This is a genomic window from Acinetobacter sp. 197 (genome assembly GCF_048148385.1).
Taxonomy (GTDB): Bacteria; Pseudomonadota; Gammaproteobacteria; order Pseudomonadales; family Moraxellaceae; genus Acinetobacter; species Acinetobacter pecorum.
The window spans coordinates 1-14,876 of record NZ_JAYWZK010000013.1; the positions used below are offsets into that span (position 1 = coordinate 1).

General features: G+C 43.5%; 18 protein-coding genes and 1 pseudogene. 7 read left to right on the forward strand and 12 right to left on the reverse strand.

Annotated features, from left to right (window positions below):
- Nucleotides 1–692 precede the first annotated feature (692 nt).
- Nucleotides 693–941, forward strand: coding sequence for a hypothetical protein (locus VXQ11_RS12760; protein ID WP_081406328.1), 249 nt, complete (start codon nucleotides 693–695; stop codon nucleotides 939–941).
- A 143-nt stretch (nucleotides 942–1,084) separates the two neighbouring features.
- On the forward strand, nucleotides 1,085–1,291 hold the full coding sequence (locus VXQ11_RS12765) for a hypothetical protein (protein WP_064101935.1): 207 nt from the start codon (nucleotides 1,085–1,087) through the stop codon (nucleotides 1,289–1,291).
- On the opposite strand, the gene VXQ11_RS12770 is transcribed toward VXQ11_RS12765, so the two are convergent.
- Both VXQ11_RS12770 and VXQ11_RS12775 read right to left on the reverse strand, forming a co-directional pair.
- Complete coding sequence (locus tag VXQ11_RS12770; protein WP_416706205.1) at nucleotides 1,275–1,913, reverse strand: LysE family transporter; 639 nt, start codon at nucleotides 1,911–1,913, stop codon at nucleotides 1,275–1,277. The two genes, VXQ11_RS12765 and VXQ11_RS12770, sit on opposite strands and share 17 nt — an antisense overlap.
- A gap of 120 nt (nucleotides 1,914–2,033) precedes the next feature.
- Nucleotides 2,034–2,600, reverse strand: coding sequence for an FxsA family protein (locus tag VXQ11_RS12775; protein WP_416706206.1), 567 nt, complete (start codon nucleotides 2,598–2,600; stop codon nucleotides 2,034–2,036).
- A 125-nt stretch (nucleotides 2,601–2,725) separates the two neighbouring features.
- Between VXQ11_RS12775 and ruvC the strand changes: the two genes are divergently transcribed.
- Nucleotides 2,726–3,271, forward strand: a complete 546-nt coding sequence (ruvC, locus tag VXQ11_RS12780; protein ID WP_064095372.1) for a crossover junction endodeoxyribonuclease RuvC — start codon at nucleotides 2,726–2,728, stop codon at nucleotides 3,269–3,271.
- A 3-nt stretch (nucleotides 3,272–3,274) separates the two neighbouring features.
- Here the strand turns inward: ruvC and VXQ11_RS12785 are convergent, their stop codons facing one another.
- Nucleotides 3,275–3,547: an acylphosphatase gene (locus VXQ11_RS12785; protein ID WP_144725436.1), complete on the reverse strand. Its 273-nt coding sequence runs from the start codon at nucleotides 3,545–3,547 to the stop codon at nucleotides 3,275–3,277.
- A 17-nt stretch (nucleotides 3,548–3,564) separates the two neighbouring features.
- Nucleotides 3,565–5,037, reverse strand: a complete 1,473-nt coding sequence (locus tag VXQ11_RS12790) for an NAD(P)H-hydrate dehydratase (protein WP_144725438.1) — start codon at nucleotides 5,035–5,037, stop codon at nucleotides 3,565–3,567.
- Nucleotides 5,038–5,060: 23 nt separating this feature from the next.
- Between VXQ11_RS12790 and queG the strand changes: the two genes are divergently transcribed.
- The 3 genes from queG to bioB all read left to right on the forward strand — a co-directional run bounded on the left by queG (nucleotide 5,061) and on the right by bioB (nucleotide 7,596).
- Complete coding sequence (gene queG / locus VXQ11_RS12795) at nucleotides 5,061–6,155, forward strand: tRNA epoxyqueuosine(34) reductase QueG (protein ID WP_416706207.1); 1,095 nt, start codon at nucleotides 5,061–5,063, stop codon at nucleotides 6,153–6,155.
- Nucleotides 6,156–6,258: 103 nt separating this feature from the next.
- Nucleotides 6,259–6,462: a hypothetical protein gene (locus tag VXQ11_RS12800; protein WP_081406329.1), complete on the forward strand. Its 204-nt coding sequence runs from the start codon at nucleotides 6,259–6,261 to the stop codon at nucleotides 6,460–6,462.
- Nucleotides 6,463–6,594: 132 nt separating this feature from the next.
- Nucleotides 6,595–7,596: a biotin synthase BioB gene (gene bioB, locus VXQ11_RS12805; RefSeq protein WP_191731329.1), complete on the forward strand. Its 1,002-nt coding sequence runs from the start codon at nucleotides 6,595–6,597 to the stop codon at nucleotides 7,594–7,596.
- Between the two features lie 7 nt (nucleotides 7,597–7,603).
- Here the strand turns inward: bioB and VXQ11_RS12810 are convergent, their stop codons facing one another.
- From VXQ11_RS12810 to VXQ11_RS12825, 4 genes are all read right to left on the reverse strand, one after another.
- Nucleotides 7,604–7,840: a hypothetical protein gene (locus tag VXQ11_RS12810; RefSeq protein ID WP_064101930.1), complete on the reverse strand. Its 237-nt coding sequence runs from the start codon at nucleotides 7,838–7,840 to the stop codon at nucleotides 7,604–7,606.
- A 777-nt stretch (nucleotides 7,841–8,617) separates the two neighbouring features.
- Nucleotides 8,618–9,517, reverse strand: coding sequence for an MBL fold metallo-hydrolase (locus tag VXQ11_RS12815; protein ID WP_416706208.1), 900 nt, complete (start codon nucleotides 9,515–9,517; stop codon nucleotides 8,618–8,620).
- Nucleotides 9,518–9,519: 2 nt separating this feature from the next.
- Complete coding sequence (locus tag VXQ11_RS12820; protein ID WP_334136475.1) at nucleotides 9,520–9,936, reverse strand: DUF6691 family protein; 417 nt, start codon at nucleotides 9,934–9,936, stop codon at nucleotides 9,520–9,522.
- Nucleotide 9,937: 1 nt separating this feature from the next.
- Nucleotides 9,938–10,354: a YeeE/YedE family protein gene (locus VXQ11_RS12825; protein ID WP_004810628.1), complete on the reverse strand. Its 417-nt coding sequence runs from the start codon at nucleotides 10,352–10,354 to the stop codon at nucleotides 9,938–9,940.
- A gap of 120 nt (nucleotides 10,355–10,474) precedes the next feature.
- Here VXQ11_RS12825 and VXQ11_RS12830 point away from each other — a divergent pair, with 120 nt between their 5' ends.
- Nucleotides 10,475–10,795 carry a metalloregulator ArsR/SmtB family transcription factor gene (locus tag VXQ11_RS12830; protein ID WP_416706209.1) on the forward strand — a complete coding sequence of 107 codons (321 nt, stop codon included), beginning with the start codon at nucleotides 10,475–10,477 and terminating at the stop codon, nucleotides 10,793–10,795.
- Here the strand turns inward: VXQ11_RS12830 and VXQ11_RS12835 are convergent.
- The 4 genes and pseudogenes from VXQ11_RS12835 to dsbD all read right to left on the reverse strand — a co-directional run bounded on the left by VXQ11_RS12835 (nucleotide 10,792) and on the right by dsbD (nucleotide 14,803).
- Nucleotides 10,792–11,154: a YidH family protein gene (locus VXQ11_RS12835; protein WP_416706210.1), complete on the reverse strand. Its 363-nt coding sequence runs from the start codon at nucleotides 11,152–11,154 to the stop codon at nucleotides 10,792–10,794. The two genes, VXQ11_RS12830 and VXQ11_RS12835, sit on opposite strands and share 4 nt — an antisense overlap.
- Nucleotides 11,155–11,261: 107 nt before the next feature.
- Nucleotides 11,262–12,002 carry a thiol:disulfide interchange protein DsbG gene (gene dsbG / locus VXQ11_RS12840; RefSeq protein WP_416706211.1) on the reverse strand — a complete coding sequence of 247 codons (741 nt, stop codon included), beginning with the start codon at nucleotides 12,000–12,002 and terminating at the stop codon, nucleotides 11,262–11,264.
- A gap of 18 nt (nucleotides 12,003–12,020) precedes the next feature.
- Nucleotides 12,021–12,869 carry a prolipoprotein diacylglyceryl transferase family protein gene (locus VXQ11_RS12845; RefSeq protein WP_416706212.1) on the reverse strand — a complete coding sequence of 283 codons (849 nt, stop codon included), beginning with the start codon at nucleotides 12,867–12,869 and terminating at the stop codon, nucleotides 12,021–12,023.
- Between the two features lie 2 nt (nucleotides 12,870–12,871).
- Nucleotides 12,872–14,803, reverse strand: a pseudogene (gene dsbD / locus VXQ11_RS12850) (protein-disulfide reductase DsbD).
- Nucleotides 14,804–14,876: the final 73 nt, after the last annotated feature.

Consider the following 14,876-nt stretch of genomic DNA (forward strand, 5'->3'; position numbering starts at 1 on the left):
TCTTAACGATAGAAAAGCCAGTCATCCTGACTGGCTTTTTTGTTTTAAGTACAATTTTTATTTTCGGAGCTCGGCTGTTAAGTGCTCAATATTGCCCATTTCTGCATGAATGGCAGATACATTATTTAAGATAGTCACTGCTTTTTTATTATTCAGGTCTAAAATTCAAAAAGCATTGAAACAACCTTTCATATGCAGCTGCGTTAAAATCTTGCTGAAACTACGTGACAGCTTGTTTTTCCACCTCAGTTTGTACGAAACATTGCCCATCCCCCTTAAACTTACAAGTAGCACTGCTATTTTTTTCATGCTTTGGCTCTTTATTGGAGTATTTCTGGTTACATAACATAAATTATCAAAATTATTTAAATATTTACCTAATTTTTATATATAAATTTCCCGCTAACCCCCTCGTTAATAATTACAACTCATGCTTTAAATCAAATATTTAAAAATTTTTAGAATACCTTGGGTCGCTAAGATAATCTTTTTTGGCTGCGTTGCCGCACTCCTGATATTGATCGTTTTAAATGAAATGGTTTTTATGCAAAAAATGCTTTAGTAACCTTTTTGTTAAACCCCATAGGCATGGTTCATGCATTGATTTAGAATCTGATGTGTAAAAAACATGCTGATGTACATTAAAAAAAATAAATTATTCACTCGAATGCTGTGAATTCAAGGAGATCATCATGCTACGTTACCAGTATCATTGTGCATGCTGTGACAAAGTGGTTGAATCCACTCAAAAGGTTTGTAACGATTGTGGTTCACACCATATTCGCAGCCCTTTTGGTTTCTGGATTTTATGTCTAATCGCCTGTCTCGTTACAGCTATCGTATTTAAAGTGGTGCATTTGTATGTGCAGTCACAACAAGAAGTACCGGCACAACACTCGCTATTGGATGTTTTAAAAGAAGAAGATAAAAGGCTTCGTTAATTTTATACACCCCGCAGCAAGACCTGTTCATCCCAAACAGGTCTTTTATGATACTTGAGGCATCCGAATCGTGCTGCAAAAAACCACCTCACAAGACCTCGATTTGATTTACAATAACCATAGATTCAAATGAGAGACAGGTCATGGTTCAGCTAATTAAAAAAGGTGGATTGCGTGAGCGCGCCAACCGTAGCCGCAGCTATCAAGGTTCTGAAAATACTGAAACCACTTTAAAGCCTAATCGTTATCAAACGGTGGTTAAAAGCCAGGATAATGCAGCATCTCCTATAGCTGTCTCATCTATGACTACAGCCTTGAATGAAAATGCACAAATTAATTCATCAGAATAAGTGCGTCATACCACAACCACAATGCAAACAGCAGAAAGAGTCCGCCTGAAGTCACATCAATATAACTCCCCGAACGTTGGTACAACGCTTTAATTTTTGGTTGGGAAATCAGTATCATCAATAAAGCGAACGTAATAAAGGTCTGCAAGGGAATAATTAAAGCCAACTGTGTTTTCAAATAATCTGAAGCAGATGAACTCAAGGCGAGTGAAAATACGCTACTAAAATAGATCAGTGTTTTAGGATTAGAAAGATTAGTCCATAAGCCCAGCATAAAATAGTTTTTAACTTGCACTTGCTCATTTACATTATCATCGGGTTGATATCTATTTTTAAAGCTGTGCAAGCCTCCCTTTAGCATGGCCCAGCCCATTTTCGCCAGGAACACACCACCGAGCACCATCAATACCTGTTGAATCCATGGAAACTGATCAATCAATACAGTGAATCCAGCCAATGTCAGGATAACCCACACCACAATTCCGGCAGAGATTCCTGCGATAACTTTCAGGGCATTCTTGCGTGTGGTAGATGCCGCGCTTTTGGCTATCAAAAGAATATCGGGACCGGGACTTAACTGGGCCACAAAATGTAAGGCACAAATGGTTAGAAGCAGTGACATGGGTTCCATAAAAGAATGCTGAAAACAATGCATTATAACTTTTGCGTGAATATTCGCATTATTTATTCTGGTAATAAAAAACCGAATCAAATGATTCGGTTCAAGCTTCAAATAGAATATTTATTTGGGATTCACATCTTTCATTTCAATTTTTTTGGCATCAGGTGTCACTTCACGTGCTTCACCATCAATGATCGTTGAATCACCGTGGCCTGACTGCTGCTTTTGCATATCCTGCATTTGACGCATCATCTCGGCAAATGGATTTTGGCCTTGTGTACCACCCATATCACCCATCATGCCCCCCATCATTTTTTCCATCATGAGTTGCTGACGCTTCATCATCGCTTTCATTATTGCGGCTTTAAAGACCTGCTGAACTGCCGGAATAAGCATCAAGACTGCCAGTACGTCAGTAATCAATCCAGGAATAAGCAAAAAGAAACCTGCCAGAATTTTAGGTAAATTTCCTGTTAGTGCAGGATCTGCACTCATCTGTCCCATCTGCATTTGCTGCATCTGTGGCATGACACCGGCCGAATATTTACGGATCAGATTCATACCAATAAAGAATGCGGCTACAAACCAGAAAAATACGTACCACATGCTCCCGACGAGGTCACCCACGCCAATCCAGACCAGTACTTCTAGGATTACACCTGCAAGGATAATAAGAAATAATTTCATGAAAATTAATCTAATCTCAGTAAAATAAATAATAGGATGGGGAAATCAACAGCTTCATCAGGATCAAGCTTTTTTGATACGCTTATGTAACAATATGGGCATTATTCTATTTTTAAAGTGCAGGCATGTCATTAATTATTGGGATTGACCCCGGTTCTCGTTTAACTGGTTACGGGATTATCGAAAAAGACGGCTCCAAACTGACTTTTGTCGATGCCGGTACCATTAGAACAGAAACGGCGGAAATGCCTGAACGTTTAAAACGGATCTTTGCCGGCGTGGAGCGCATTGTAAAATTTTATGGTCCGACCGAAGCTGCAGTCGAACAGGTTTTTATGGCACAAAATCCGGATTCTGCCCTAAAACTTGGGCAGGCGCGTGGCGCTGCAGTTGCTGCACTGGTCAATCTGGATTTGAAAGTCGCTGAATATACCGCGCGCCAGATCAAACAGTCGGTGGTAGGTTATGGTGCTGCTGACAAAGAACAGGTACAGATGATGGTGATGAATATTCTAAAACTCAGCATCAAGCCCCAACAGGATGCTGCCGATGCCTTAGCTGCTGCCATTTGTCATGCTCATGCTTCAGGTAGTATGAGTAAAATGGCGGTATTGAATGCTCTAGGCGGTATGGCACGCGGCCGGAGTCGCGTCAGTAGCCGTCGTCGATAAGGTTTAACGTAATATTCTAAAGTCTTGAGCATCTAGGTCAGATTGCAGAAACTCTTGTATAACAGACTTTACGATTGCACGAGCAGGCCCTTGCCAACTTCGTGTAATCATTTCCTGAAGCTGGGAGTCTGTTCCAGCAATAACAGCCTCCACCTCACCTGTGCTCAAGTTCTTCACATATCCTTTCAGGCCAAGTGCCTGAGCCTGCTCGGCAAACCAGTAACGATACCCAACTCCTTGTACTTGGCCAGCAATACTCAGTTTGATAACAGACATCCCGTTCCTCCTTAATGTTAACGGTTTACTACCTGGTAAATCGCATGTTTCATATCCTGTGCCTGCAAGCCACGTTCGCCATTTTTGGCCAGTTCATCACCGGCAAGTGCATGCAGTGTCACAATTTCATGCAAATGAATTTTTTGTTTAAATTGTGCCTTTAGACTGGCAATCATTCCGGCCAGCACATCTCCCATTCCACCCGTCCCCATACCGGCATTTCCAGCTGTGCATATATAAAGTTTTTCTTCCAGAATCAGACTGCCTGAACCTTTTAGCAGCCACTGTCCCTGATATTTTTGTTGCAGGGCATGAATAGCTGCAACCCGGTCTGATTCTATTTCTTGAATATCTTTCTGCAATAGCGTAGCGGCTTCCCCGGAATGCGGTGTAGCATAGGTTTTGGAGTTCAATATTTGGGGGTGTCTGGCTAAAAACCACAGTGCATCTGCATCCAGGACAATTTCCAGGTCTGAATTTTGAATTAAATCAAACCATGCTTGATATTGCTCTTTTGCCCATTCATCACGCCCCAAGCCCATCCCGAAACAGACTGCATCAACCTGCTGAATCAACGCTATACGCTGCTCCACAGTGAGAGCATTAATATCACGTAGCATGATATTCGGTGCACGCGACAAAATCGCTGTATGGTGTTTCGCATCACAAGCAATGGTGACTTTTCCCGCTCCTGTAGCAAATGCTGCTTCGGCAGCCATAATCACAGCCCCTCCCATATTGGCATGTCCACCAATCACCAACACATGACCATAACTGCCTTTATGACCAAAAGCTTGGCGTTTGGGTAATTGGATCTGATGTGATGCAAGCTGGGCAATCGGTTGAAGCTCAGTATCTGCGGGAATTGCAGAAATCAGTTCAATCTTGCCCGCATATTCCTTACCCTGACCGGTGAATAGTCCGGCCTTGAGCCCTAAACCCGTAAAAGTGTAGTCAGCTTTAATCGCAACAGGCAAAGGCTGGCCGGTATTGGCACCCAATCCACTCGGAATATCGATCGAGATTTTTAATCCATTTTGCCGGTTAATACCATGAATAATGTCTTGCCAATTTGAATCCAGCTGACGGTTCAGACCAATGCCGAATAAAGCATCGACATAGGCTTCATATTCGGTTTGAAAGTCAAACTGCGAATAAGGCTGCAAACCGGCTTGTTTGGCTTCCTGCACAGCTGTTGCCAGATCTCTGGAACTGCCCGGTTCAGCCGCATAAATATCAACTTGAAAACCGGCCTGTTTTAAATATTTGGCCACCAGATAACCATCGCCGGCATTATTACCCTGACCGCAGCAGACAGCGATTTTTTTAATTTTTTGCCTGAAAAATAAAGTGCCCAGTTGCTGGCTGATTGCCCAGGCCATTTGTTGCATTAAACCATAGGAGCTATTTTGCTGCTGAAACCAGCGCTTTTCCCAGGCTTGAATACTTTGGCTATGATAAACGAGGCTATGGTAAACTAGTTGCTGCATTTCTAATTTCCTGTCTTTGGTTTATGACAACTCCCGATTCTCACGCGCAAATTCAGTTCTATCAACAAGATCCAGCTGAGTTAAAGGCCTGGATTAAAGCACAGGCTTTAGAATTGGGTTTTACTGATTGTGTCATTGCCAAACCGGATGCTCAAGCAGAATTAGCCCGCTTACAGGAATATCTGGATCGCGGATATCATGGTGACATGAAATTTCTGGAAGACAATCTGGAAAAACGCGCCAATCCCGCTTTACTGGTTCCCGGCACACGCAGCATTATCTGTGTACGCATGGATTATCTGGTTGATAAACCGGAACCCAGGTATATTCCTTATGCTCCGAACTCCGCTATTATTGCCCGTTATGCCCGTGGCAGGGATTATCATAAGACCATGCGTGGACGCCTGAAGACCTTGGCGTCAAAAATCCGGGAAAAAGTAGGAGATTTTGAATCACGTCCTTTTGCGGATTCAGCCCCTATCTTTGAAAAATCTCTGGCTGAAAGTGCCGGTATGGGTTGGACAGGTAAACATACCCTTCTGATTCATAAAACATCAGGCTCATTCTTTGTGCTGGGCGAACTGTTTACTTCACTCGAACTCCCTTTTGATGCGCCTGCCAGTAAACATTGTGGTTCCTGTACTGCATGTATCGACATCTGTCCGACTCAGGCAATTGTCGAGCCTTATATGCTGGATGCTCGCCGCTGTATTGCCTATCTGACTATCGAATATAAAGGCGTTATTCCAGAAGATTTGCGACGCGGGATTGGTAACCGTGTTTTTGGCTGTGACGATTGCCAGCTGATTTGCCCTTGGAACAGTTTTGCCCAAGTCACCTCGGTAGAGGATTTTCATCCGCGGCACGGACTGGATCAGGTCAGTTTACTGGACTTATGGCAATGGGATGAAGCGACCTTTTTAAGTTCGACTGAAGGTAGCCCGATGCGCCGTACCGGATATCAAAGCTTTATGCGTAATATCGCGATCGGTTTGGGAAATGCACCTTTTGATGAACAAATTGTTCAGGCACTCCATCAGCAGCGCGCCCATCATGATGAGATTGTACAGGTGCATATTGATTGGGCTGTTCAAGAACAACTGGCAAAATCCAGTTAATTTTCTATCTTTACCTAGCGTCACAGTTTCACTTAAAAGCCTTACACACCCTTATTTCAGACTATGGCATAAATACAAATAGTCAAAATGAAATGGAGGAAAGATGATGTCATCAAAAAATCCAAATCAAGAGCTACTTGAACAGCTTCAGGAAGAACAGCAGAAGCACCAACAGCAGCAACCCCAGCATGGGCCAATTAATTCTCCGAAAAACAACCAGCATGAACAGGACCAGCGCGTGTTTAACAAGCAGCATCGTAGTGATCTGCATGGTCAGGATATTCATGGAAATCACAGCAACAAATAAGCTGTCCAGTAAAATGCAAAGCCCACCTTGTGTGGGTTTTGTTTTTTCTATAAGGTCATATTTTGCTAATGAAGATAGCCATGCTTTTACTTAAGATGAAGCATGTAAATAAGTATGAACAAGGACAGACAGATGAACAGTAGTGATGTCGTACGTAATGATTGGTCACGTGAAGAAATACAAGCACTTTATCAGCAACCTTTAATGGATTTAGTGTTTCAGGCACAACAGGTTCATCGTGAAAATTTCACTGCAAATACCGTTCAGGTCAGTACCCTGCTCTCGATTAAAACCGGTAAATGCCCTGAAGATTGCAAATACTGTTCTCAATCAGCTCACTATGATTCCAAACTGGAAGCTGAAAAACGTATTGCAGTCGAGAAAGTCATCCAGGAAGCTAAACAGGCACTGGCTTCTGGCAGTTCACGTTTTTGTATGGGTGCTGCGTGGCGCAACCCGCATGAACGCGATATGCCTTATGTGCTGGAAATGGTACGTGAAGTCAAAGCATTAGGTTTGGAAACCTGCATGACACTGGGTATGCTAAATGAGTCACAGGCAGAACGCCTGAAAGATGCAGGTCTGGATTATTATAACCACAACCTGGATACTTCTCGTGAATACTACTCACACGTTATCAGCACACGTAGCTTTGATGATCGTCTAGATACGTTGGATCATGTGCGTCAAGCTGGCCTGAAAGTCTGTAGTGGCGGTATCGTTGGTCTGGGCGAAAGCCGTAATGACCGGATTGGCTTATTGTATGAACTTGCGACTTTGGCTGTGCATCCGGAATCTGTGCCAATCAATATGCTGGTTCCGATTGAAGGCACACCGATGGCAGATGTAGAAAAACTGGATGTCATCGAGTGGATTCGGACGATTGCCGTAGCACGATTGCTGATGCCAAAAAGTTATATCCGCCTTTCTGCAGGCCGCGAATCCTTAACCGATTCAGATCAGGCTCTGGCATTTATGGCCGGTGCAAATTCTATTTTCTCGGGTGAAAAACTGTTGACGACCCCTAATACTGCTCAAGGCAGAGATCAGCAACTTTTTGCTAAATTAGGTCTGGTTGCAGAACAGCCAAAACCAGGTGTTCGTAGTCTGGCCACAGATGCCATGACAAGCTAATAATTGTTTAACTTGATGAACTCGTAGAAAAGTTATGTGCAGTAATTAAAATGCCATAACGGGCATTCAGATAATCTCCCACTCGGATTTGATCTGTTCCATTGGCATGATGCACCACTAGCTCTTGAGTGACTGCATCATAGCTAAATGCGTCATAACTGTCTTGATGCAGGCTGAGCCAGTGCAGCGTATCCGCCAGGTTATCATCTACGATATAGGTATCTGCATAGAAATCCTTGCTCATCTTCCGCTGTTCACCCAGTTAAAATTCCCTTTAATTTTAACGTAAATTAGCGAATTACAGACATAAAAAAGTGAGCCTATGCTCACTTTTCTTGCAAGAACGTTAGTCCTTATTTGTCCCGCATTTACGACACTCCCTATGTTCGCCGATTTCTTGCATTTGCTCATATTCATAAATATGCAGACAGAACAGTTTTCTTAAAAGCTGAAGCATCTTTGAAACTCCTGTTTAATCATTTTTTTAATACGCTTCTTAAGATATTCCTTCCTGAAACATCATGATTTTTGACTAAAAAATCACCTCCCATTAATTAACATAATTTTTTCACTTGTAAAATGCATTTCACCTACTTTTCACTTTTTTTGTTAATTTTTTTGAAACGCAACATAGTCCTTTCACGAATATTATTTTTTTGGATTAAAGGGAATGATTTAAATATACCAAACAAAAATGGCACCTTGATACAAGACTAAGCTATTTCGCTGAAAAGAAGCTCTTCGATGAAAAGATAGAAATGGAAAGATTATTATGCAGCGTTCATCCGGACAGGGAGATCTGTTTTAAATAGCAAACCTGGATAAAACTGCGTAAATAAAAAATGTATTAACATTTGCTGTTCAAAAAATAGCGAGAAGTAAATTTAATTGAATAACTAGATTTACTTCTCGCTGGCTCGTACGAAGCAGACGAGCTCACCTTGGTTAACGTTTAACTTCAATCTGATTCAGATAAAAAAAGCATGTGCAATCAACATGATCCCACATGCCAAGGAGGATTTTAAGACTTAAAATAATTCAATGGCAATTTCAAATAAGACACACCATTGGCTTCAGGCTCAGGGAACTGCCCTGCTTTCATATTGATCTGAATTGCCGGCAGAATCAGTTTCGGCATATTTAAAGTAGCATCACGCTGATGACGCATTTCGACAAACTCTGCTTTACTGGTGCCTTCGTGGATATGAATATTCTGGGTTTTCTGGGTGTGTATATCTGTTTCACAGACATAATCATGACGTGTTGAAGGCAGGTAGTCATGACACAAGAACATCCGAGTTTCAGGCGGAAGCTGATACAGTGACTGTACCGAATCGAATAAGGTCGATGCACTCCCACGCGGGAAATCGCAACGTGCTGTACCATAATCCGGCATAAACAGGGTATCACCGACAAATACCGCATCCCCGATTACATAGCTGAGACAGGCCGGTGTATGCCCTGGCGTAGGAATATTATAGGCATCCAGTTCACCAATCTTGAAATGCTCATGATCCTCAAACAGGTAGTCAAATGGTTGCAGGGCATTAAACTGTTTCATGTCCAGGTGATAAATCGCACCAAAGGTTTCCTGTACCACAGAAATCTTCTGGCTCATGGCAATTTTACCGCCCAGTTCTGCCTTGAGATATTGCGCTGCTGTCAGATGATCGGCATGAACATGGGTTTCCAGAATCCACTCCACAGTTAAATTTTCTGCCTTAACATAGGCAATAATACGATCTGCGTGTGTAGTCGATGTGCTGGCCGAGGCCGCATCATAATCCAGGACACTGTCAATAATGGCACAATGTCCGGTTGAAGGATCACTCACCACATAACTGAAGGTATTGGTGTTTTCTTCAAAGAAATCTTGCACAACCGGTTGTTGTACCTGTTTTTCCATTGAGATGTCTTGCATAGTTAAGCTCCTGACCATTTACGGTGAATCCATACACCCACCAGCATTGCTACAACAAAATAGAGCACTTGATAGTGGCCCAAACCGATCAAGGTGAAACTTGGTGCCGGACAGATGCCGGCAATACCCCAACCTGCACCAAATAAAACCGCACCCGTAATCAGTTTTTTATCTATCTGATTATTTTTAGGCAAATTAATAGGCTCATTAAATATTGTTTTCGGTTGAGCCTTATGTACTGCTTTCTGGAAAGGAATAAAGGCCACTGCAATCGCGCCCATCATGACAAAGGCCAGACTGGCATCCCAATCCCCAAACAGATCCAAGAAATCGAGTACCTTTTTAGGATTGGACATGCCCGACACCATCAGACCCCCAGAGAACAGGGCACCAAATAAAAAGGCAAACACATTTTTCATTTTAGAATGCTCCTGTGATATGACGGATAATATAAACGGTGACAAAACCTGCAAACATGAAAGTCATGGTTGCGACAATAGAACGCTTAGACAGGCGACTAATGCCACAAATTCCGTGACCGCTGGTACAGCCCGAGCCCAAACGCGTCCCAAAGCCTACCAGCAGACCTGCCACAATCATCATCAATGGGCTGGCATTCAATTCGATTTCAGGTTGTACAAACAGACCATAAATAAACGGTGTGATGATCAAGCCTGATAAGAACCAGATCGCAGGCGTTTTAAATACGGTTTTTGGGTTTAATACCTGCCCAACCAGACCACTGATTCCTGCAATACGGCCATTGACGTACAGATAGCCGACCACTGAAAGTCCGAGCATTAAACCGCCAATAAATGCGATGAGGAAGTCATGCATGGTGAATCAATCTCTATACAATATACTTTTTTATATTATATAATAAAAAATAATAATCAAGCAGTTTTATGGTAAATTGTGTAAACTGCACGGGCTATATCAAAGGTTTCGAGGACATTTATGGATATGATTGCTGCAAATGCCAAAATTGATTTTTCACAGGTCGATTTCGTCAGCCAATGCCTAAAAGTTTTAGCCAATCCTGATCGTCTGAAAATCTTATGTGTCTTGGTCGACGGGGAAATGAATGTTCAGGAAATTGAAGAATCTACCGATATTCATCAACCTACACTTTCACAACAGCTGACTGTACTGCGTAAGGCCAACATGGTCGGCACCCGACGTGAGGGTAAACAGATTTTTTATCGTCTGAGTGACCCCAAGGTCTTGAGCCTGATGCAAAAGCTGTACGAGCTGTATTGCGCCCAACCTTCTTCTTAGTGCAGCCAAAAAGAAATGATCAGAAGCAGTCCGCTAAAAGCAGTAAACAGGTTTAGCCATACGGGATACTGGGTGTAATAACCTTCAATAAATTCCGGCGGTCGCAGTGAGGCCAATCCCCGTCGATATTGCAGGATTGAGGCGAAATTTACCAACATACCAAATACAATCACCGCAATTCCCAGCCATTGTGAATAAACTATTTTCTGTGCATAAGTGTCTGGGTCCACCAGTTGCACTAACAGGTTGGATTTTTCAATCACAAAACCAAAAGCAATTAATGCCAAACCACTCCGGTTCCACGCCAGAGCGGTTCGTTCCAAAGCAAGCAGTACCCGTGGATCATCCAAATTTGACATGTCTTATCTGCTCTTCATGCTTAGCCTATCCACCAATGTAAGTCTGGATCTCAATCATGTATAGATATTTTAAGTAAAAATAACTTTTTTATCATGTAGTTAAAATCTTACTGTTCAAAAATTTCCTTGATATCCCTCGCCAGGCCTTGAGTAGATTTAAATTCCCCCTGATTGTTTTTCCAGGCCATCGACGGTGTGGAGAAAAAGCCGTATTTCCCCATCAGGGCCTGATTGGCATCAATCTTTGCAGCAATTTCGGCAGGAATCTTTTCCATTTTCTTGAGCTGCTTTTTGCCTTTATTCTTGTTCATATCGTTAAAAACTGCCGCTGGATCTTTCGACATTAACAATGTTGCCACCTGACCCCGGCTTTCTTCACGGATCACACCGACCTGAATATGACGCAGCTGTACCTTGCCTGATTCGACCCAAGGCCGGGCCGCCTGCCAGAATTTATAGCAATATGGACAATTCGGATCGGAAAAGACATAGACCACCCGTGGTGCATCTGGCTTGCCATCCTGAATCCAGGTCGATTTTTCCAGGGTTTTCCAGACATCGTCCAATACCGCTTTTTTCATATGCTTTTCAATCTGCTCATTGGACAGGCTTTTCCCTTGCGCATCAAACAGTTCGCCCTTGATATAGTATTTATTATCATTGGAGATAAAGAGCGTATTGGAGTATTGGTCTTCATGCCCTACCCAGCCGGTCATTCCTTGTGGTGCCGGAATCTGTTTTACAAACACAAAACCCTGTTTTTCAATGTTCTGTTTTATATTTGCCTGCGTGTGCATGCTCATGATCAGGAACATACCTGCACCAAGCACCTGGTAAATTTTGTTCATACTAAGTCCTTCCGTTTTTTAAGGTTGATCTGAAATTCTGTTTAAATATTGCTGCAACATGGCCGGACTGAGTTCCCCCATATGCCGCTCGACCAGCTGGCCTTGAGCATTAAAAAACAGCGTCGTTGGCAGGCCAAAACTATTCAGCTGCTGGGGTAGTTCACCATATGGGTCCAGCAGGACATGTTTAAATTGAAACTGATGTTTTCTTAAATAGGCATTTACGGTGGCTACCTCCTCACCCTGATTGAGCATGACAAAATTCACTTGAGGATGCTGCTGGGCTGCTTTGGCCAACACTGGCATTTCGCGGTGACACGGTGGACACCAGCTTGCCCACAAATTAATTACCGTGGGCTGGCCAATGAATTGGCTGAGTGAAATCTTGTCTGTACCCGGACGCTCCTGTTCTAATCTAGCAAAGGCTAGATCAGGAAACGCTGCTTCAGTTTTTAGACTGGATTTGAATGCGAGCCCAAGCCCGATCCAGAGTACAAAGATGATCAACAAGATGGCTTTGAATCGGGTCTGCAACTGTCTGTTTCGAATGACATACCACAAAGCACCAAGCAGCACCCCTCCCCATAAATGGAAACCTTTGTCCTGGATTTTCAGTATGTCGATGGGTGCTGCAAAATACAGCTCGGCATTAAGCAGGACGAAAACAAGACGCGCACCCAGCATTCCAACCAAAAAACTGCTCCAGAGCAAATCCTGACTTTGTCCAAGCTGCTGTTTAGACCATGAATACTTTCTGACTAATCCAAACAGGATGGCAGATAACAGCATCAAGCCAGTGGCAACAATAATAAGTGTCCAGGGCAACATCAAAGGTCCCAGATGCAGTGCATCACTGGAAATCATCATGGTTACTCCCCTTGCAGTTGCTGCAATGTGCCTAGTAAATGTGTCGCACTAAAGCTTCCGGTCAAACGCAAGTCCCGCTGTTCCTGATGCGCTGCATTTAAAAATATAAAGGTGGGTGGGCCGAGGATTTGCTATTCTTTTAGCAGCTCATCCTGACTTGGATGATAGTGGGTCAGATCCAATTTGATACGAACCAAATTTTGTAAAGCAGCCTGAACATCACTACGTGGAATCACTTCTTTTTCAATCGGTTGACAAGCCACACACCAGTCCGCATAGACATCTATCACCACCGGTTGTGCAGGATGTTTGGCTAAAACCTGTTGCAATTGTGCGGCTGTGCTGACCTTCTGCCATTCAAGCCGTGATTCCACATGGGCGACCTGTACCTGGCTCCAGACATGATAGAGCTGCATACCTCCTGCATAGACCAGTACACCACTGAGCAGCATCAAGACTATTTTCGATACAGACCGATGCACATGGGGCAGCATCTTGAACAAGAAGTAGCCTGAACAGGTGATCAGTACCACACCCAAAAGGCTCAGGTATAAAATGCTGGGCAATAATGGACGGGCGAAATACAAGGCCAGAGCCAACATGACAAAGCCAAAACTAAACTTCAGGCGATCCATCCAGATGCCTGGTTTGGGGAAAAGATGAGACCCAAATACGGCAGCAATAAATAGTGGTAAGCCCAGCCCAAGGCCTAAGACGAACAGATAACTGGCGCCCAGCATCGGTTGATTGAGCTGAGACACATAGATTAAGGCACCGGCCAACGGTGCACTCATACATGGCCCTACAATCAGTGCCGCGATCATGCCCATGAGACCAGCACCAATCAGCGTGCCACCCTTCTGCTTTTGCTGCCATTGATCCAGCCGCTGTAACATCCCTTGAGGTAAGGACAGTTGAAATGCTCCGAACAGATTAAGCGCGAACAAAATAAACAGAATGCTGAAAATACTGATGAATACCGGACTTTGAAACCAGCGCTGAAAACTGTAACCGAGCTGTGCCACAGCAAGTCCCATGACCGCATAGACCAGTGCCATACCCAAAACAAAGACCAGCGCAATCAGCGCAGCACGGTAGCCCCGGTGCTGCTGGACCAGAATTCCCGTTAAAATTGGAATTAAAGGTAAAGAACACGGTAAAAAGGCCAGCAGAATGCCAAGCCCGAGAAAAATCAGGGCATTAATTAACAGACCTTGTTCAGACAGCAGACTTAAAAAATACTGGTCATTGTTCCACTGGGTATTCATGCCTGCTGACGAAGTTTGATTTTTAGGGTCTGCAATGAGCTGGTCATTTTTCTCTGTTAATTCCACCTCAGGCTGCACCACAGGTTCAGAAACTGCAGCGACTTGTATTTCCTCTATCTTTTCTTCGGTCAGTGCTTGATCTGTAATTGGAGTTTGCTCTATAGCTTGGAGCTCATCTTTCTGAGCAGTCAGAATTTTTTCGTTTACTTGTGGCTGTGTAGTGCTGGCCAGCAGCTTTTGAGGCTTGCTCAAGTTTTGCGCTGGAAATAAACCATCTGCATCAGTTGTTACTGTGGTGCGTTGTACCGGATAACATAAACCACTTTCTGCACAGCCCTGCCATTGCACTACAAACTGCTGGTTGGGCTGCACATTCATATTGGTTTTGACTTGCCCATAATGCACTTGGGTCAAACCGAAATTGGGATCGTCTTTGTCTTCGGGTTTGGGCAACGCCAACTTGACTGGGGTCTGCTGATGAGACACTTTAAGCTGGTCATGATACAGGTAATAACCCTCTGCGATTTTCCAGCTAAGCTCTGCCTGATCCTGGCTTGTAGAAACCACCTGAAACTGAAATGCCTGATCCGGTGGTAAAAAGTCTGCATGTACAGTTCCCGTCATGATTCCAACGCCGATCACGGCACCCAATATCCACTTCAACATCCAGCTGCTCTCCTCCTGTTAGGACTGCATTATTGAAAAACTAAAATTAAGGCAACATTAACAGCCCAAATCA